Annotated in this window: 16 protein-coding genes and 1 pseudogene; 11 read left to right on the top strand and 6 right to left on the bottom strand. The window is 38.7% G+C overall.

The features are described 5' to 3' along the window. A partial coding sequence (locus tag VJ937_RS15360) for an outer membrane beta-barrel protein (RefSeq protein WP_324068527.1) occupies positions 1-450 on the bottom strand: 450 nt, incomplete at its 3' end. Between the two features lie 97 nt (positions 451-547). Between VJ937_RS15360 and VJ937_RS15365 the strand changes: the two genes are divergently transcribed. The 6 genes from VJ937_RS15365 (at position 548) to VJ937_RS15390 (ending at position 9,019) form a co-directional block, all read left to right on the top strand. Continuing rightward, positions 548-697 carry a hypothetical protein gene (locus tag VJ937_RS15365; RefSeq protein WP_324068529.1) on the top strand — a complete coding sequence of 50 codons (150 nt, stop codon included), beginning with the start codon at positions 548-550 and terminating at the stop codon, positions 695-697. A gap of 316 nt (positions 698-1,013) precedes the next feature. Next, positions 1,014-1,715, top strand: coding sequence for a hypothetical protein (locus tag VJ937_RS15370; RefSeq protein ID WP_324068531.1), 702 nt, complete (start codon positions 1,014-1,016; stop codon positions 1,713-1,715). A gap of 130 nt (positions 1,716-1,845) precedes the next feature. Beyond that, entirely contained in the window at positions 1,846-5,373 is a 3,528-nt protein-coding gene (gene dnaE, locus VJ937_RS15375) for a DNA polymerase III subunit alpha (protein ID WP_324068533.1), read from the top strand. 49 nt (positions 5,374-5,422) lie between these two features. Then, positions 5,423-5,740, top strand: a complete 318-nt coding sequence (gene trxA / locus VJ937_RS15380) for a thioredoxin (RefSeq protein WP_324068535.1) — start codon at positions 5,423-5,425, stop codon at positions 5,738-5,740. An 87-nt stretch (positions 5,741-5,827) separates the two neighbouring features. Beyond that, positions 5,828-6,757 (top strand): DUF58 domain-containing protein, encoded by a 930-nt coding sequence (locus tag VJ937_RS15385; RefSeq protein ID WP_324068537.1) that lies wholly within the window; start codon positions 5,828-5,830, stop codon positions 6,755-6,757. Positions 6,758-6,769: 12 nt separating this feature from the next. Then, entirely contained in the window at positions 6,770-9,019 is a 2,250-nt protein-coding gene (locus VJ937_RS15390) for a patatin-like phospholipase family protein (RefSeq protein ID WP_324068539.1), read from the top strand. Here VJ937_RS15390 and VJ937_RS15395 read toward each other — a convergent pair. Together VJ937_RS15395 and VJ937_RS15400 are read right to left on the bottom strand one after the other, a co-directional pair. Beyond that, a complete protein-coding gene (locus tag VJ937_RS15395; RefSeq protein ID WP_324068541.1) occupies positions 9,016-9,735 on the bottom strand; it encodes a uracil-DNA glycosylase in 720 nt (239 codons plus the stop codon). The two genes, VJ937_RS15390 and VJ937_RS15395, sit on opposite strands and share 4 nt — an antisense overlap. 3 nt (positions 9,736-9,738) lie before the next feature. Continuing rightward, positions 9,739-10,464 (bottom strand): SprT family zinc-dependent metalloprotease, encoded by a 726-nt coding sequence (locus VJ937_RS15400; RefSeq protein WP_324068543.1) that lies wholly within the window; start codon positions 10,462-10,464, stop codon positions 9,739-9,741. 91 nt (positions 10,465-10,555) lie between these two features. On the opposite strand from VJ937_RS15400, the gene VJ937_RS15405 reads away from it, so the two are divergent. From VJ937_RS15405 to VJ937_RS15415, 3 genes are all read left to right on the top strand, one after another. After that, the gene (locus tag VJ937_RS15405; RefSeq protein WP_324068545.1) at positions 10,556-11,206 is read left to right on the top strand and encodes a 30S ribosomal protein S16; all 651 of its coding nucleotides are present in this window, start codon (positions 10,556-10,558) and stop codon (positions 11,204-11,206) included. A 5-nt stretch (positions 11,207-11,211) separates the two neighbouring features. After that, entirely contained in the window at positions 11,212-11,727 is a 516-nt protein-coding gene (gene rimM, locus VJ937_RS15410; protein WP_324068547.1) for a ribosome maturation factor RimM, read from the top strand. Between the two features lie 64 nt (positions 11,728-11,791). Then, positions 11,792-14,635, top strand: coding sequence for a tetratricopeptide repeat protein (locus VJ937_RS15415; RefSeq protein ID WP_324068549.1), 2,844 nt, complete (start codon positions 11,792-11,794; stop codon positions 14,633-14,635). A 106-nt stretch (positions 14,636-14,741) separates the two neighbouring features. On the opposite strand, the pseudogene VJ937_RS15420 reads toward VJ937_RS15415, so the two are convergent. Next, positions 14,742-15,617 (bottom strand): annotated as a pseudogene (locus tag VJ937_RS15420) (asparaginase). A gap of 24 nt (positions 15,618-15,641) precedes the next feature. Beyond that, positions 15,642-16,289 carry an ATP-binding protein gene (locus VJ937_RS15425; protein WP_324068552.1) on the bottom strand — a complete coding sequence of 216 codons (648 nt, stop codon included), beginning with the start codon at positions 16,287-16,289 and terminating at the stop codon, positions 15,642-15,644. Positions 16,290-16,440: 151 nt separating this feature from the next. Here VJ937_RS15425 and VJ937_RS15430 point away from each other — a divergent pair, with 151 nt between their 5' ends. After that, entirely contained in the window at positions 16,441-17,232 is a 792-nt protein-coding gene (locus tag VJ937_RS15430; RefSeq protein WP_324068553.1) for a hypothetical protein, read from the top strand. On the opposite strand, the gene xseB is transcribed toward VJ937_RS15430, so the two are convergent. Next, positions 17,229-17,432, bottom strand: coding sequence for an exodeoxyribonuclease VII small subunit (xseB, locus tag VJ937_RS15435; protein WP_292288917.1), 204 nt, complete (start codon positions 17,430-17,432; stop codon positions 17,229-17,231). The two genes, VJ937_RS15430 and xseB, sit on opposite strands and share 4 nt — an antisense overlap. 129 nt (positions 17,433-17,561) lie before the next feature. On the opposite strand from xseB, the gene VJ937_RS15440 reads away from it, so the two are divergent. Continuing rightward, positions 17,562-19,889, top strand: coding sequence for a hypothetical protein (locus tag VJ937_RS15440; protein ID WP_324068556.1), 2,328 nt, complete (start codon positions 17,562-17,564; stop codon positions 19,887-19,889). Positions 19,890-20,010: the final 121 nt, after the last annotated feature.

Raw genomic sequence — 20,010 nt, forward strand, 5'->3', positions numbered from 1 at the left:
AACGGGGATATCAAAACTATTGTATTTTATCGTTGCTGTTGATGATTCTAATTCACCAGCTAAGTTATCAGTGTCACTGAAGTCGATAGATGCCTCCGCATGTGAGAATATCAATTCGGGTTGAATATAAATTCCCAACACTTTTAAGCGTGCAAATGCACCAAAGTGATAACCCATCTCATAAGATTTTGGTTCAAATTTGATCCCCGGTCTGTTTATAGCTTGTGGGTTAACGATTTGTGTTTCTCCATCTGGAGAAATTATCAAATCGTCCTCGTTTGGTCCGCCAGGCAAATAATCTGGCTTAATTGTAATGTCATTTTCAATACTAAAATCATCAAAACTAACTTTTGTAGAGTTTACACCAGCTTTTACACCCCATGTAAAGATTTGGGAGAATGATGCTTGAGCAACAAGCATTACGCCTATTAGGATTACAAGTTTTTTCATAATATTCAGATTTTTGATTCTATGGTAAAAATAATAATTTAAAAAGACCCGTACATATTTTTTGAGCAACTTTTCGGTTAATGTATCAATATAAAATATGAAACCTCTATGTTTAACCATTAAACACATTTATACTGAGCTTGTCGAAGTACGCGAATGGTTATTCGGAGAAGTTACAGTAAAATACTTACTGTCAAAAAGAGGTGGTTCCATCCCGATTGGTATCGGGACAGGTAATGACCACTAAAAATTAAAAATAAACAGATGAAACCTCCATGTTTAACCATTTAAACACATTTATACTGAGCTTGTCGAAGTACACGAATGGTTATTCGGAGAAGTTACAGTAAAATGCTTACTGTCAAAAAGAGGAGGTTTCATCCCGATTGGTATCGGGACAGGTAATGACCACTAAAATCAAAATTATAAACATATGAATGTCACTTTCTTAAGTAGAAAAATATTTCTTTAGTATATTTTTTACCTTTTTAGATCATTGAAATATTATTAACGTTGGTGAATTAATTTATGCTTCGGTATGGGTTTTGTTCAATTAACACATCATGTGGATTCAAAATAAAATGCGATTGAGTTTTTTGGGCTGGCTGGTGCTGGTTTTCATAATATTTGCCGGAACTCCTTCTAATGCAGCCCATATTACCCTTGACAGTACAAAGAGCGCCGGTGAAATTGATTCTTTAAAATCAGTTTATCATCAAATTAAATATACGGGTCCATACACAACCAGTTTTTATACGGCGCTGAGTGCTTATCCTGAGTTAAAAAACACGACCATTCACTTCAAACATCGCAACATAAAGACCACCATGCAGTGCAGACCCAAAGTTTTTTCTGTTTTCAGAAAACCCGATAAGCGGAAGTTTATGATGGTATTTAACCGTAATCAGGGAAAATCGCGTGGAGTAGCAATCGGTGAGCTGAGCTTTAATGCACGGGTGGGGCTTTTTGCTCATGAAATAGCCCATGTGGTAGATTATGTGAAGATGTCCAGCGGGCAGACCATAGGTCAGGGATTTAAGTATCTTACCCGTAGCGGTAAAATTGCCCTTGAGCATAAAATTGACCGGATGGTAATCTGGAAAGGCTTTGGACATCAAATCTATCAATATGCTCATGAAGTGCTCAGTAGCCAATCTATAACAGATGACTACAGGTTAAGAAGAAAACGTATATATTTGCAACCTGCAGAAATTAAAGCGCTTGTTGACATTGTTGAAAACCCGTCGTTAAATGTTAATAGATAGCCTTTAATTTTTAGATTTCATCAGAACAAAACCGCCTATTTTTGCATTAATAAATTCAGGGAAATCATGCCGTTGTTTTTAGCGCGCATGTACCCGCTGAAAGTTTAAATTATTGCAATAATAGTCTGATATGTCCCAGTTTACACACCTGCATGTGCACACACAATACTCCATTCTCGATGGAGCTTCTAAGATTAATGAACTTTTGCAAAAGGCTAAAGATGATGGAATGCCGGCAGTAGCCATTACAGATCATGGCAATATGTTTGGCGTTAAAGATTTTTGGGATCAGGCTCAAAAAACAGGAATTAAACCCATTATTGGTATTGAAACATATCTGGCAGCAAATGGGCGGCATGTAAAGGAGAAAGGTAAAGGTAACCGTGGATATCACCTCATTTTGCTGGCAAAAAATGCAACCGGATATAAAAATTTAATGAAGCTAAGCTCAATTGGCTTTACAGAGGGTTTTTACCACAATGCACGCATCGACCATGAGTTGCTCGAAAAGTACCACGAAGGCATTATAGCCAGTTCGGCATGTTTGGGAGGAGAAATTCCACAATATATTTTAATGAACCAGCTCGATAAAGCTTACGAGCGCGCCAAATGGTTTAAGAATTTGTTTGGTGAGGATTTTTATCTCGAGTTGATGCGCCACCCGGCAAAAGCACCTCAACAGCGTGAAGAAATTTATGACCGGCAGCAGCTTGTAAATAATGAGCTGATTAAAATGTCAAAAGAGTTGGGCATTAAACTGATTGCTACAAATGATGTACACTTTACCAATGGTGAAGATGCCGAAGCTCATGACCGGCTCATCTGTCTGGTTACAAATTCTCCGGTCGATGATCCCAAACGCATGCGCTATACCAAGGAGGAATATTTTAAATCTACGAAAGAGATGCAGGAACTTTTTGCAGATGTTCCTGAGGCCATTTCCAATACCGAAGAGATTGTAAATAAAATAGAAGACCTTGAGCTCGATAGTGAACCCATTATGCCGGATTTTAGCCTTCCCGAGGGGTTTGATAATGAAAATGACTACCTGAGGCATATAACTTATGAGGGAGCAAAAGAGCGATGGGGCGAAGATTTACATGAAAGCACCATTGAACGACTCGATTTTGAGTTGAACACAATCAAGGATATGGGATTTCCCGGGTATTTCCTTATTGTGTGGGACTTTATTAAGGCAGCCCGCGAAATTGGGGTTATTGTGGGGCCGGGCCGTGGGTCGGCAGCCGGATCAGCAGTTGCATACTGCCTTAAAATTACCAATATCGATCCCATTAAATATGATCTGCTTTTTGAACGTTTCTTGAATCCCGACCGCATCTCAATGCCCGATATCGATATTGACTTTGATGACGATGGGCGACAGGAGATCCTTGACTGGGTTGTAAATAAATATGGTGAAGATAAAGTGGCGCATATTATCACATTTGGAACCATGGCCACTAAATCTTCAATACGCGATGTGTCCCGCGTACAGGAGTTTCCTCTTAAAAGAGCTGATGAAATTGCCAAGCTGGTGCCTGAGGCCCCAAAAATGAATTTCAAAAAAGCTTATAAAGAGGCGCCGGAACTTAAAAAAATCCGTAAGGAGGGCAACCCCGAAGAGCAAGCCGTGCTTGAATATGCCGAGAAACTCGAGGGATCGGTGCGGCAGACAGGAGTGCATGCCTGTGGTATAATTATTTCTAAAGATAGCCTCACCGAGTATATTCCTGTTTGTACCGCAAAAGATGCCAACCTCCTGGTTACCCAATACGACGGTAATTTTGTGGAGCCTGTGGGTATGCTTAAAATGGACTTTTTGGGGCTTAAAACCCTTTCTATTATAAAAGAAGCACTTGAATATATTCAGGATTCCAAAGGTTTTGCTCCCGATATCGATCAGGTACCACTGGATGATGCCAAAACATTTGAACTTTATGCCCGCGGAGAAACCACAGCCCTGTTCCAGTTTGAGTCGCCCGGTATGAAAAAACACCTGCGTGCACTTAAGCCCGACCGTTTTGAGGATCTCGTTGCTATGAATGCACTCTACCGGCCAGGTCCAATGGGCTACATCCCCTCATTTATTGACCGGAAGTATGGCCGTGAAAAAATAGAATACGACCACCCGATGATGAAAGAGTTTCTGGAGGATACCTATGGAATTACCGTCTTTCAGGAACAGGTGATGCTGCAATCGCGTAAACTGGCAAATTTTAGTCGCGGCCAGTCAGACAGCCTCCGTAAAGCCATGGGAAAAAAGAAAAAAGCCCTGATGGAAGAATTGAAAGTGAAATTCCACGAAGGTGCTTTGGCCAATGAAAAGTTTATTGAAGGCTGCAAACAGGTAAACAAGGAGCCTGAAAAGCTCATAGAAAAAATTTGGAAAGATTGGGAAGCGTTTGCTGAATACGCATTTAATAAATCACACTCTGTTTGCTATGCCTACGTATCGTATCAAACAGCTTACCTTAAAGCACATTACCCATCGGAGTTTATGGCTGCGGTACTCACCCGTAACCTGTCAGATATTAGTAAGGTTACCACCTTTTTAGACGAAACGCGTCACATGGGAATTGAGGTGCTCGGTCCCGATGTCAATGAGAGTGTGTACAAATTTCGGGTAACACCAAAAGGCGACTTGCGTTTTGGCCTGGGAGCCGTGAAAAATGTCGGAAGCAATGTGGTGAACCATATTATTGAAGTACGGCAGGAACAAGGTAAATTTGAAGATATCTACGATTTCGTGGAAAAAGTAGATATGCATATTGTCAATAAGAAAAACATGGAAGGCCTTGCATATGCAGGAGCTTTTGATTGTTTCGACATAGAACGCCATAATTTCTTTGCAACCGATGAAAGAGGACAAACCCTTATAGAGCAGCTCATTAAATATGGGAACCGGATGAAAGAGGAAAGTGCCAGTGCACAGCAATCGCTCTTTGGCGGAGCAGATGAGGGTTTTAAAGTTGCAAAACCAGCAATTCCTCAGAGTGAACCATGGACAAAAATGGCCCGCATGAACATTGAGAAGGAGTATGTAGGAATATACCTTTCGGAGCACCCGCTGGATGATTATAAACTTGAACTTGATCATATTTGCAATGCCCGTTTCATTGACCTGCAGCAAGACATGGAGTCTATGGAAAATAAGGAGGTGACCGTTGGGGGTATGGTCACAGAGGTCAAACACCTCACAACAAAAAATGGCAAGCCATGGGGCAAACTCACAGTAGAAGATTTTAGCGGTGCCTATTCATATGCACTCTTCGGTCGCGATTATATGAATTTTAAACCCTATATGGAGAAAGATTGGTACCTGCTTATTAAAGGCAGGGTACAAAAAAGGGAGTGGGGAGATACCAATGAACTGGAGTTTAAAATAAAAGAAATAAGCAACCTTGTTGATGCAAGAGATGAAAAAATTAACAGTATCAACATTAAAATACCAATTGATTCACTTACTGAAGATTTGGTGACAGAAATGTATGATATCATGGAGCAGGGTAAAGGTAAAAAGGAGTTGCAGTTTATGGTTTTCGATCCCAGGAAAGATATTGTAATACCAATGTTTTCGAGAAATATAAGTGTTGATATTTCAAAGGAGCTGGTCGAATACCTCGACAGGTTTCCTGAACTTGAATATAGTTTGAAATAAATGGCAAAATAATTGCTAAATTTAATCCAAAATTTTAAAACTGAATATTATGGCTATTGAAGTAACTGAATCGAATTTCGACGAAAAGGTAATACAATCAGATGTACCTGTAGTAGTAGACTTATGGGCTGAATGGTGTGGCCCCTGTAAACTGTTAACTCCAATTATGGAAGAGATGACCTCTGATTACGAAGGTAAAGCATTAATTACAAAAGTTGATGTTGACAGCAACCCGGGCATTGCGGCCAAATTTGGTGTGCGGAATATTCCTACAGTACTTTTCTTCAAAAATGGAGAAGTTGTAGATAAGCAGGTAGGGGCTGTTCCGAAAGACAAATTGACAGAAAAGCTTGACACATTGCTTTAAAAGTATAAATTAACATATTTTAACAGGCTGTTCAACAATTTGAACAGCCTTTTTTTGTTACTTTGTCATGAGGGAAAATGTTTTGTTATGACCGATAAAATTACCGTAGAGAAAATACAGGAAGTTCGACACCTCAACAGCCTTGATTTTTTTGCTCGACAAATAGTGGAGGGCTTCATTACAGGCCTGCACCGGAGCCCCTTTCATGGTTTCTCAGTTGAATTTGCCGAACACAGAGCCTACAATAACGGCGAATCTGTGCGCTTTATCGATTGGAAACTTTATGGCCGAACAGGTAAGCTTTTCGTAAAACGATTCGAAGAGGAAACCAATTTGCGCTGTCAGATTGTTGTTGATACTTCTTCGTCAATGTTTTTTCCAACCGAAAAAAATGTGAATAAACTACAGTTTAGTGCCTATGCATCTGCAGCGCTTATTCATATGCTCAACAGGCAGCGCGATGCCGCAGGACTCTCCCTTTTTGATGAACAATTGCAGTTTCATACACGGGCCAGAATGAGCAAAAATCATATTCAAACATTATATGCCAGGCTGGATGAGCTTCTTAAACTTAAATATGAACCAAAACAAAGAAAACTAACCCGCATTTCGGATGTATTACACCAAATTGCTGAAGCAGCACATAAAAGATCTTTGATTGTAATATTTTCAGATATGTTTGAAAACGAAGATGCCGCAAATCTTTTTAATGCACTTGAGCACTTGCGATACAATAAACATGAGGTTATTGTATTTCATGTACATGACAGGCAATATGAGGAGGCTTTAGTATTAGAAGACAGGCCCCACAGGCTTATTGATATGGAAAACGGCGAAGAAATGAAGCTTAAACCTCAGGAGGTAAGGAAGCTTTATGGTGAGCAAATGCGGGCTTTTTATGAGCAGATAAGAAAGAAATGTTTACAGTATAAAGTTGATTTTGTTACAGCAGATATTAATGAACCTTTTGATAAGGTACTGACATCATTTTTAGCCAGAAGAAGTCGTATGTTTTAAAAAAGAATTCAGGTGAAGCAGCTACTTGTCCTTATTCTTATAGTTTTTTTGACCCCTTTAATTCTATCGGGGCAAAGCCCGGTCAATGATTCCACCCAAAGGCCCAAAATAGGGTTAGTGCTAAGTGGTGGTGGTGCAAAGGGTATGGCTCACGTAGGCTTTCTTAAAGTAATGGAAGAAGTCGGTATTGAACCCGATTTTATTACCGGAACTTCAATGGGTAGCATTGTGGGTGGTCTTTATTCTATTGGTTATTCGGCCGATGAAATTGGCGATTTACTCAGAAACCAGAACTGGAACGAGGTACTTTCAAATGATATTAAACTCTCTGATATAAGTATAAACGAAAAAGATAGTTACGGGCAGTATTTCGCAGAATTTCCAATACAGGGTATTGAAATAAAATTGCCTAAAGGGCTCATATTTGGGCAGCGGGTAATGGAATTGCTAAACCATTATACCTTGCCCGCCTACAATATTCATGATTTTGATTCATTGCCTATCCCGTTTAAATGTGTTGCCGCTGATATTACCAACGCTGAACCAGTGGTGATGGATACCGGAAACCTTGCAATGGCAATGCGTGCAAGTATGGCCATACCCACCGTTTTTACACCTGTTTTATGGGGAGAGAAGCTGCTTGTCGATGGAGGGTTAAGCCGTAATTTTCCGGTAGAAGAGGTGAAAAATATGGGAGCTGATATCGTTATAGGGGTTTATACAGGCGGTGTACTTAAGGACAAAGAGTCTTTGAATTCCATGATTGATATCCTGACCCAATCTGCCTTTTTTATGGGCATATTCGATGCAGAAGAACAAAAGAAGATGGTCGATATTTATATTGAACCCGACCTTAATGGATATACTGCAGCAGACTTCGTCCAGGTCGATTCTATTATTCACAGAGGAGAACAGGCAACTCTTAAGGTATATCACCAATTAGACTCTCTTCAGCAAACACAAAAACAATATCAACAGACACAGGAACCAACAAGCTTATCTTTGCCTGATAGTATTGTGGTACAGAAAATTGTTACACGTGGTATAGCACCCAAATATACTGCATTTGTAAAGGCACGTTTAGGTGTTGAGCCTAACAAACCCTTTCATATAAATCAACTCGAGGATGGTATAAATCGAATTTATGGTAGTCGATATTTTTACAGAGTTTACTATGGGTTTGAGGATGCTGATGATGGCGCACAGGTGTTGGTGATATATGCAGAAGGTAAGCCGACCGGTTTTTTAGGTGCGAGTGTGCACTACGACTCAGAAAAACGAGCTGCTTTGCTGCTTAATGCAACATTTCGCGATTTAGTGATACCATCGAGCCGGTTGAGTTTAACTGCCAACTTATCTGAAAACCCTGGCTTTCAGGTAGATTTTTTTAAATATTTTGGAAAAAAACGACGATATACCATTGGTACACAATTTAACACAGATGCCTTTGATGTGCCGGTTTACACTATGGGTGATTTAAGCAGATTGTATAAATACAACTATACTTCTTACGAGCTTTATACACGTTATGCACTTACCAATGATTCACGAATTAGCGGGGGAGGCATGTTCGAGCGTACTTCTGTAAAGCCTAAAGTGCATAATACCAATGATTTTAAGCGTTGGTTGGTCAAGAACAAACAGCTCTACGCTTCTTTTGAGCTAAACACCACAAATACACGGTATTTCCCCACACGGGGACTCGATTTATCTTTAAGGTATGAGTATAACTTTGATTTGAATTATGACATTACTCTGGAAGATACCATATCTAATTTTGAGAGTGAAATGTTCAATAAAACATTTGGAAGCCTTAAGTTTCACCTGGATTATTATCAACCCGTATGGGATCAGTTCACTTTTCATGCTTATTCTCACGCAGGCCTCACATTTGGTGAGAATTTCACCCTGGTAAAACAGTATATGGCCGGGGGAATTTTTACAGCCTATTCTTATCTGATTCCGTTTACCGGATTTAATGAATTGGAATACACGGCATTGCAAATTTTGTCGGGTGGTAGTGGTTTGCAATATGAGTTGTTTACAGATATTTTTATAGAACCTCGGGTAAATATCTTACTATCGGCAGATTATATTGAGGATTTTATTAATACATCGCTTGAGGAGCGGTTTATTCTTGGCTATGGACTTAAGTTGGGATACTCATCTATTATTGGACCTGTTGTGGTGAGTGTTTCTTCAAACACCTACAATAACAAGGTCCGTTCTTTTTTTAATTTGGGTTACCGATTCCGGTTTTAAATACCCCGCCAATCGATTAGGTGTTTTGTTTCAGCCAGTGTGTTTACTTCTCCAAATAAAAAATCGTTTTTGCGTTTAGCAGAGCACATCATGGGGTGGTGAGACAGTGTTTTGTGTTTAATATCCAGATTTTCTGTTATTTTTTGTGCATGTCCGCCCCAAAGAACCCAAACAAGATCCGGGTATTGGTAATTAATAAATTTGAGTAAGTTTTGTGAAAATTCCTGCCATTGTTTACTATGACTGTTAGACAACCCGGTTTCGCAGGTAAATGCAGTATTGAGCAATAGGACGCCTTGTTGCTCCCAGTTTCTAAATAGTTCTTGTGGCCCGGCTATTAATTTATTATCCGTATTCCAATTTACAATTTCTTTATAAGGCAAAACCTCTTCATAATAGGTTTTGTAGATAAGCCGAATGATATTTTTTAAAGAAACATTCCGGAAAGGATGATTCCAGTCTTTAAGTGTGCCAACTTCAAAAGCTCTGCCCGTAGCAACCCCTGCCTGGGGGTAGGGATCCTGTCCAAGAATAATGGTTTTTACATTGCTCAACGAAACCGTTAAAAAATGTAAAACTCGCGAAGCCGGAGGTGTGAAATCTTTTTGCGTAGTTTTATCTGCTATGCTTCCAAGAAGTTTTTTGTTTTTTGCATCCAGAAAATCTGTCCATTCAGGAGCAACAGGCGTATGTAAATTATTTAAAAATATTGACATAGGTTAGTATATCTGTGTACGATAGTTTTTCATTTCTTTTTCAATATGCGGAGCCTCAGGCATAATTGAATACAGCAGTTTTTTAAATCCGCTGCCATGATTTGGATGTATGGTATGGCAAAGCTCATGAATTATCACATAATCAATCATTCTGGCCGGTAACCGCATTAATTGAATATTCAGGTTGATGTTACCTTTAGTAGAGCAACTGCCCCAGCGGGTTTTATTGTTTCTGAAGCTAAGATTGTTGTAGCGGAATTTAAATTGATTGGCTAGTTCCTGGGTTCTTTTTGGAAGGTATTTAGAGGCTTCATCTTTGAGTACAAAATCAATAATATTTTTTATCCCTTGCTGGAAGGCCGGGTTTTTGATATCGATTTTTTGAGGTACAGCAATCACATATTCAGGTTTTTTACCCATTAGGCGAAGGCGGTCGGTATCGTTTTGTTGAATGGTAAATTGGTTGAAGAAGGTCTCAATGGTTGTTTGATGTTCAAATACTGTTCTTTTTTGTTCTATCGTCTTGTTGTAAGCTTGTTTTTCCAGAATCCATTTTTTCTTGCGTTCGATAACGCGGGCAATTTGTTTTTGTGAAGCCGAAGTGGGCGAAGAAATGGTGACAATATCGAACGGTTTAAGGCGTATATTGAAGTTTTTCAGTCCGCTTTTAGGGACTATCTTAATTTTACCTATCTCTTTATCTTCCAGATAATAGTATTTCGCTTTCATAAGTACAAAAAAAGTGAAAATAACTATTAATTCGTCATTTATATTAAAAAGATTTTTTACCTTTGCCGCACTTTAATCAAACGATAATGTTATGCCAGTAAGAATTAGATTACAGAGACACGGAAGAAGACATCATCCCTTCTACTACGTAGTAGTAGCAGATAGCAGGGCGCCACGAGATGGTAGATTTATCGAACGGATTGGTTCATACAATCCTATGACAAATCCTGCTAGCGTACAACTGGATTTTGATAAAGCATTATCGTGGCTGCAAAAAGGAGCGCAACCTTCAGATACTTGTCGCTCCATCCTATCAAGGGAAGGTGTCATGATGTACAATCACCTGTTAAAAGGTGTGCGTAAAGGAGCTTTTGATCAGGCAACCGCCGATAAAAAGTTTGAAACCTGGAAAGCTGAAAAAGATGTGAAACTTCGTGATGAAGCAGATAAAACAACAGCTGAAAAGGAAAAAGAAAAAGCTGAGCGTTTGGCCAAAGAGAAAGAGGTCAATGAAGAACGCGCAAAACAGCTTGCTGAGAAAAATGCTGAACTGAATGCTGCTGCAGAAGCTGAAGCTAAGGGCGAGGAAGAAGCTACCGAAGCTAAAGAAGAGCAGGCAGAAGCCAGTGAAGCACAAGCAGAAGGAGAAGCTGAGGTTGCCAAAGAGGCTGAAGCCCCAAAGGCCAAAGAAGATGACGCTAAAAAAGCGGACGACGAAAATCAGGAAAAAGCTGAAAACTAATCTGCATGAATTTTCAGGATTGTGTTCTTGCGGGCACCATTACTAAAACACACGGTGTTGATGGTAAGGTGGTGATAAGTACAGACAACGATCTTGAAACAAAAGACTTCAGGGAACCAATATTCATCAATATTGATGGATTGCTGGTTCCCTTTTTTGTTGTTACAATTGACACCAAGGGGCGCAACCAATATATTCTGACCCTCGAACTTGTCGAAGATGTCGATGAGGCTTCTACACTTATAGGTTTGGATGTATATCTCTCTGCTGCCGATGATGTCTTTTCTGAATCAATTGAAATGTCACAACTGGATGGTCTGAATGTCATTGACCAGCAGAAAGGCGAAATTGGCCGCATTAAGCGAATCGATGAAGTTGCAGGTAATTATCTGCTTGTTATCGATAATGGTAACGATGAGGTGTTAATACCTTTTAGTGAAGATTTTATCGTTGAAATTCTTCCGGAGGAGCATTATATATTGCTCCAACTGCCCGACGGATTGCTTGAGTTGAATCAATAATTCTTTCTTTTTTTGTTATAAAAACCTTAAATTAATTAATTTAGAGGTTGATTAAACGGAAGCCATGAGTTTACGATCCGCTCTACTTTTAACATGTCTTTTTTGGGGGCAATTTTTATTTGCCGGCAATGTGGACTCTTTGATGCAGGAACTTAATTCCGCAAAAGATACTGCAAGATTTTTAAAATTTCTGGAGCTTTCGCGGCATTATAGGTCAGTCAATATTGACTCTTCAGAATATTATCTTCAAAGTGCTAATGATTATTTATCTGAAATCAAAGATAAATTTAGTTCCAATGTTATTGAGAAGTATGACGCAATCTATTATCAGCAAAAAGGCGTATTAATGCACAGAATTGATGAATATGATTCTGCACTGGTTAATTATAAAAATGCATACGAGCTTTATGTGGAACAGAATCATTTGGAGAAGCAGGTACAGATACTTATCAATATGGGAGCATTGTACGAACAACAGGGAGAGTTCTCAAAAGCGCTCGAATATTATTTTAATTCGTCGAGATTAGCCGATAGTGCTGAGCTTATTCAAGAGCAATCAAGAATTTACATAAATATTGGTGTGGTATACTTGAATCAACAGAAGTTTAAAAAAGCACTTCTTTATTTTCAAAATGCGATTCCATTAAAGAAAAAAGCGAAGGATAGAAAAGGCGAGGCCTTGGTTTATAATAATATAGGTATTGTTTATTATTACCTCGATGAGTACGATAAAGTTTTAAGAAATTTTAAGAAAAGTTTAAATATTTACCGGCAAATAAATGATATAAGAAGTCAGGCCCAGCCTTATTTCAATATAGCTGAGATTCATTATGAGCAGGGTGAGTTGAAAAAAGCGCTCTATTACTATAAAAAATCATATGAGATTGAAAAGCAACTTAATAACAGGTCAGACCAGGCTGTGTCTTTAATAGCTATTGGTAATGTTTATAAGGACCTAAAAAAAATTGATGATGCCATTAGGGTGCAACAAGAGGCGGTTAATATTTTAAGAAGCATAGGAGCAAATCATGAATTAGCAACAGCATTACTTGAGTTGTCATACAGTTATGAGGCCCGGGGGAATTATAAAAAGGCACTTGAGAAATATAAGGCGCACAAGAGATTAGAGGATTCTGTTTTCAATATGCGAAAAGAAGCACAGATTGCTAAAATTCAGGAGCAGTACGAGTCAGAGCAAAAAGATCAGGAAATTGCATTACTTAAAAAGCAAAATAAGCTGGCTGTCCTTGAAAACAAACAACAGCAAGAACAAATAGGCAACCGGCAACGCATTGCTATTTTAGGCTTATTGGTTGGTGCATTCGGATTATTTGCGCTCATAATGTTATACAGACTATATCGGCAAAAGAAGCTTTCGAATCAAATGTTGGAGCTTAAGAACGAAGCCATTCAACGTAAAAACACTGAGATTACTGATGTGGTGCAAAAACTCGAATCCAGTTTAAGGGGGCGAAAAACATTTTATCGTAATATTTTAACTGAGTTTAGTCATCCGTTGAGTAAAATTTCTGCTGTCGCACGTTTGATTTCTAATTCATCCACATTTGAGAATATACAAACCAGCATAAAGCATATAAAAGGAAATGTTTTTGAGTTGAATAAGGTTTTTGAAGATCTTTTCAGGGCAACGAAAATTGAGACTGGTGATAATCAACTTCAGAAAGAAGGCACACAGATTAGTGAGATTGCTGAACATTTATTGCGAAAGTTTACCCCGCTTGCAAATCAAAGAAAGATAGAGCTCAACTATAACTTAGATGACAGTTGTCCGGAAATTGTTGAATTAGATCCATATAAGTATTTTCAAATGTTGTCGAATCTTACCATAGATGCTATAAAGCGTGCTTTGCCCGGGGGGAGGGTTAATGTAGATTTCTATTATGAAAAGCCTGATTTGCTTAGAGTTCGTGTAAAAGATAGCGGCGACGCTATTTCAGATAGTTATAAAGAGGAGCTTTATGCGTTTTTTCAGGAAAAAGACGATCTTGTATACACAACTGACAAGCTGGGTCTTGGGTTAGGGGTTGTTAAGAGCCTGGTGGATGCTTTCGGTGGAAGTATTTTTATAGATAGTAATTCCGAACAAGAAACAGAATATACAGTAGCGATTCCGGCAGGAATAATGAGCAAATCAACTTTTAGTTTTAAAGCCAATGGTCAGGGTCTGAGAAATGCTAATCAGCAGCCGGGCAAAGTATTAATTACCGGACAGCCTGAGGATTTTGTCAGGAATTTAGAGTTGGGTCTGGCAAAATATAAAATGAATCTTGTGCTGCAGCAGGCAGAAGATGAAAATATGGCCCTGCAGTTTTTGAGCGAAAGCACCTATGATATTTGTATTATTGATTTACCCGACAACACTGCAGAAGTTGAGGATTTAGTAAAAACATTCTATTCAGCTAAAGGAGATTATAATATCCGTTTTGTTGGTTTGTCAGACAATATTTCGAAAGGCTATTTGCAGGAATGCCACAAAGCTGGTGTTGCGACAGTTGTTGAAAAGCCGGTAGAGATATTTAATTTGATTGTTGAGATAGAACGGAGTTTTAATGCATTGGATATTAAAGCAGGCTCCTTATTAGGGTTTTATCTTGAGAGTACAGATGGAGAAGATTCTGAGAAAAAACAAAAGATCGAGCAGGCCCAGGTTCAGAATATAGACAAAAAAATTATGCTGATAAATGCAGGACTTCGACAAAAAGAATGGAAAACTGTAATGGAACAAATAAACAGAATGCGGGTTGATAAGCATTTGTTAATCAGCCGGGAAATGGTACATCAGCTAAATGTTATAGAGAAGGAGTGTGTTACCACAAGAAATGTGGAAGTGATGGGCAATGCATTGAATTTGTTCCAAAAGGAATGGAATAAAATTAAATCTGTTTAGAATCATTGCCCCGCTATGCTGATGTATATCCTACAACCTCATTATATTTATTTTCACCGGGTATTTTAGAGAAGTCACTGAGTTTTCTCATTTCGTTACCAGTCAGTCAATTAAGATCTTTTAACGTTTTTATTACTATGGGTGGTAGCCGGCGGAGATTGCCATCTTCAAATTTTATTGCCAGGCCTTGTCCATTTGATTGGTTCCCCGCACAATAGAAAGCCTCAGCCCCAATTTTCCCGAACAGACGACCTTTGGTGAAGGCATTTAAGGCAATGCAAAAATTACCTGTTCCGGAAAGTATTTCCGGGTGTGTAGCCGTGGCATTAGTTATTATTTTAGCTGAACCAGAATTTTGCGCTGTAAGATTATCAGGTTTTGCAAGCTTAACATAACCCAGCCCCATGCGAGAAATGGGCATGCCATATACAGGCACCCCACAGCTATCTGTTCCATGTATGATATTTTCCAGGTCAAATTCGCACCTGCGTGCTATTCGTTTGCTAATTTTTTGTTGAAGTGGATGTGACAGTTGAATATACTCATCAGAATTATATTTTTTATCTTTGCAAATAGCCAGAAAACCGGCATGCTTGCCTGAGCAGTCATTGAAAATTACATCGGGGACATAGTCTTGCAAGGCCATTTCTATAGCATAAGCAGAATTTAATGAAGTTGTTTTGCCGCAAAGGAGTGAATCTTTATTTAGGCCTATTTTTGAAAGAATGGCTTTTACTGTATTGCGGTGTGTTTTTTCTCCGTAGTGCGAAGCACACATTATACTTAGCTCTTTATCTGAAAATTTATATTGATCGTATGCACCTGAAATTATAACTTCCATTGCCTGGATGGGCTTTGCTGCACTTCTAAAATAAGTTATATAGTCAGGCTATTCGCGACTGAAAACCGTTTTACCCTTGTAATCGACAACCGCAATGTGCCCATAGTGCCTGTTTTCCTGCAAATCGCCGCGGGTTAAAATTACGAGTAATTCTGCTGGCTATAATTATTCTTTTTGAATTACTTTTAGCTTGTACATTATGGTTTTGGTTGAACTAAAGTCGGGTTCCAATACGTTGAGCACGATCAGGTTAGCTAGTAATTCTTCCGCTTCAAAGCGACGCATTTTTGTTAATCTGCAAAGTTTCGAAAAGGTAATAGCCGGATGCTGTTCGAGATAGTTGAGCAAGAATTTTTCATTTTTACTATAGGTAAAATATATGCCCGACTTATCGCGTTTCTTTTGCCAAACTTTCAAAATTACTTTATTGGCAAGTCTGTTTTGGTCCTTCACGCGCAGATATACAAGCCACTTTTTTTCTTCGGTTGGCGCGTAATATGGTTTTTGATCCCCCGGTTCCACATCAACTTCCAATACCATTTTGCCTCCAATATTCCACTCCGTCACGTTGTATGGGACATTAGGTTTTGAGTATAGCTGGGAGGCAGCTTCAATCATATGAATCTCTTCTTCTGAGCGCACTCCAGCTATTACGCCATTATCTTTAACTCCAATCAGGAGTTTGCCACCATCCGTATTAGCAAAAGCTACAAGTGACCTTGCAATTTTTCTGGCATCGTTCACCGCAAACTTAAAATCCTGCTTTTGATGCTCACCTTCTCTTATTAACTGCTGTATATAACTTTTACTCACCGTATTCTCAATTTGAATTAACAAAAATAGTGACTATTCAATAAATAAAAGATTCTTCAATGCTTTATTGTTATAGAAAAGTACTTTTGTAACGGAAATAATTTCTTGTAATTTTATTTTTTCAGTCTTATCTTTTCTTGAATGTCGTACTATGATTCTAATTGCAGATAGTGGTGGTACAAATACCATGTGGGCGCTTATTGATAAGCATAACGTTGAGTATGTTAAATCAGCTGGTATGCATCCTTCACAGTTGGGCTATGGTATGATTTTTCCACCGGCTTTGGAAAGGCATCGTAATTATATCACCGAGCTTTATTTTTATGGTACTGGCTGCGCAAGGCAGCAGGGTAGAGAAAAGGTTAAGCAGTTTTTAGCAAATTGGTTTTCCAATGCTCATATAACGGTTTTTTCCGATTTAATGGCACTTGCCCATGCCGGATGGGGTGATGAGGCCGGAAATGTTGCTATACTTGGTACAGGGTCTTCTATGGCTTACTACGATGGGTTTAAACTAAACTTTGAAGTGTGGTCGCCCGGGAAAGAGAAAGATCCCGGGAGTGGCACCGATCTGGCTCTGCAGATGCTTAAGCTCTACGAAGATGCTGCATTATCAGATGATATCAGTGGTGATTTGCAAAAAATTTTAAACAAAAAACTGGAGCAAGAAGATGAAAATGGGTTATTAGCCCGTTATATAATGCAAAATCAGCATAATGTAGTGCTTTCAGAGCTTTGTGTAAAGCAATTTTCCAGCTTCTTTGAGTTTTATGCCCTCTTGCTGCAAAAATATCCTTTTCCTATAGTATTTGGTGGTTCTATAGCCTATTTGAGCTCCCGATTGCTGAATAATGTCGCAAAAAAACACAACCTAAAAATTCATTCAATTATAAGGGAGCCAATATATCCGTTGGTAGAATTATACCTGAACCGTAAGGTTTAACTGTTATCCTGGTCTTCGTCTAAAATCTCGTTTACCTTGTCTTCAGTGGTTTTTAGGTGATCTTTACATTTTTTTATCAATTGTGAAGCACGCTTAACTTTTGTGCTAAGTTCATCAATTTCAAGGTCCCCGGCTTCAAGTTGATCTATAATTTGCTCTATTTCTTGTGTTGCTTCGCTGTAAGAAAATTTTTTCGCCATGATTTTTAGGCAAATATAGTATTTTTATTATTCATCATGATGAAAACGTAAGGTTAAGTAAATGTTATTATATGGTTTTGTTTTGAAAATATGATTTCCTTTAGGTACTTTAGCTTTAAACGAAAAGTTATGAAAGTATTAATATTGTTTTTATTCCTTGTACTACTAGCTAAGTTTTCTTTATCCCAGAACATTACTTTGTCAGATGATGAAAGTTATGAGGCTCACAGTAGTGCAATGGTAGATATTTATTCCAAAACAAAAGGGCTACTGGTTCCCCGGGTTACAAACACAGAAATGAACTCAATTGCAACGCCGGCTAATGGTTTAATTGTGTACAACAGCAGTTTTAATAATTATTATTACTGGGATGGGGCAGACTGGAAAATTGTAGCTGTAAGTGAGTATTTTCAGTCAAATGGAGATACCGTATTCATTACCGGAGATGGAAAAAGATTTGGTATTGGTACACGCTCTCCTATGGGGCGCCTAACCGTGATGGGTGATAGCACTGCTACTAGCGACGAACCACTTTTTGAAGTAAAAAACAGCCAGGGTGAGATCATATTTGCTGTGTATGAAAACGAGGTGCAGGTTAATTTTAAAGAAGACTCATCAAAGGCTTTAAAAGGCGGATTTGCTGTAGGAGGTTTAACTTCAGGTAAGTCGGAGCCTACCGAATATTTGAGAATTACACCTGACAGTGTGCGTATTTACATCGATGATAGTTCTACAAAAGCCCAGAAGGGTGGGTTTGCTGTTGGAGGTCTAACTTCTGGTAAAGCCAATCATAATAAATACTTTTTATTGAACCAGGATAGTACAAGAATTTACCATAAAACCGGCCTGAAGGCACAAAAAGGAGGTTTTGCGGTAGGTGGATTGACAGGTGGCAAATCAATTCCTGAAAATTACCTTACCGTGGAACGAGACAGTACACGTATTTATGTAAATGAAAATGCTAAGGCACAAAAAGGCGGATTTGCAGTGGGAGGTTTAACCGGCGGTAAAGGTGGAGCCCAATTTCTTAATTTAACAAAGGATAATTACCTTATTGGTCACAGGGCCGGAGACTCTATTACCAGCGGATACAAAAACTTCTATGCAGGATATGAAGCCGGAATGGGAAACAAAGATGGGTTTTATAATGTGGCCATTGGTTACCAGGCAGGGCGTTTAAATAACAGTGCCTCAAATGTTTTTATCGGTACTTATGCAGGCCTGAACAATGTGGACGGCTGGTCTAATGTTTTTATAGGTAATAGGAGTGGATTTAATAATAAGGGATTAGCGTCAGGTGGTTACAGAAATGTTTTTATTGGCAGAGAAGCTGGATATGAGAATGTAGAAGGTCTCGATAATATTTACGTTGGTGCATTTGCTGGTTCCGGCATTTCAGATGGCAGCGATAATGTAATGATCGGTACAACTTCCGGCTCACATGGAGCTACCGGATCACAAAATGTTTATCTTGGTAACCGGGCTGGATATGCCAATGAAGGAAGTAATAATGTATTTCTGGGTGACAATGCAGGTGGAAACGGAGGAGATTATTCCACACCTTCTTCAATTTCAGGTAGCATTATGATAGGTCATCGCGCAGGTTACAACAATACAGCAGGTACCGGGAATGTTTTTATGGGATATAGGGCTGGTTATAATGAAGCAGGTTCAAACAAATTGTATATCGAAAATAGTTCAGCCGATGCCAATAGCGCGCTCATATACGGAGACTTTAGTCTCGATAGACTCAGGTTCAATGCAGAGGTTGGTGTGGGCAGTGTCTCGGTTCCTAATGTTCAATTTCAAATTAATTCCGAAACAACTCAAGACCCTTTTAGGGTGCAGGTAAACGGTAGTACAAAATTATTCGTAGGAAAAGACGGGGGAGTTACAATTGGCACATTCAATAACACACCGCCTGATGATGGTTTGTATGTATATGGAAATGTAGGAATTGGTGTGGCATCTCCAGCTGAAAAGCTGCAAATCAACGGAAATATAGTACCATTGTACGACCAAAACTCGAATCTGGGAACCGCTTCATTGCAATGGAATAATGTTTATGGTACAAACTGGTTAAAGTCAAATGGCAAAATTTATACCGGTATAAAACTCAGTGATGATATTGTTAGCCATCCCCTCAAAGAAAGCGCTGAAAAAGCAGGTTTCCTTGATATAAGTTCTTTACCGAAGTCGCTTACCATTGGCAATGCTATGCTTACAGGAGAAATGGCCATTTATAATTACCAACTAAATTTTGAGCAGCAGACGCTGATTAATGAATTAAAAGCTGAAATCCGCCATTTAAAGGAAACATTGCAAAATAAAAACCAACAAATAGAAGGATTAAAGCACGATAATAAAAGTCCGGATCAATATGACCAAACTATAAATCAATTGATGCGCAAAATGAATAAGATGGAACAACGCATTGCTGATTTGGAAGCAAAGTAATTAAAAACAAGCAGGTTAATGATATTGGAAATAGATTCGATCAGGTCTGTAAGAGAGAGAACAATAAGTTAATGACAAATACAATAAAAAGTGAAAAGTAACTTTATAACCAAGTAAAAAA

Source organism: Salinivirga sp. (assembly GCF_035268865.1).
In the GTDB taxonomy this organism is placed as follows: domain Bacteria; phylum Bacteroidota; class Bacteroidia; order Bacteroidales; family Salinivirgaceae; genus Salinivirga.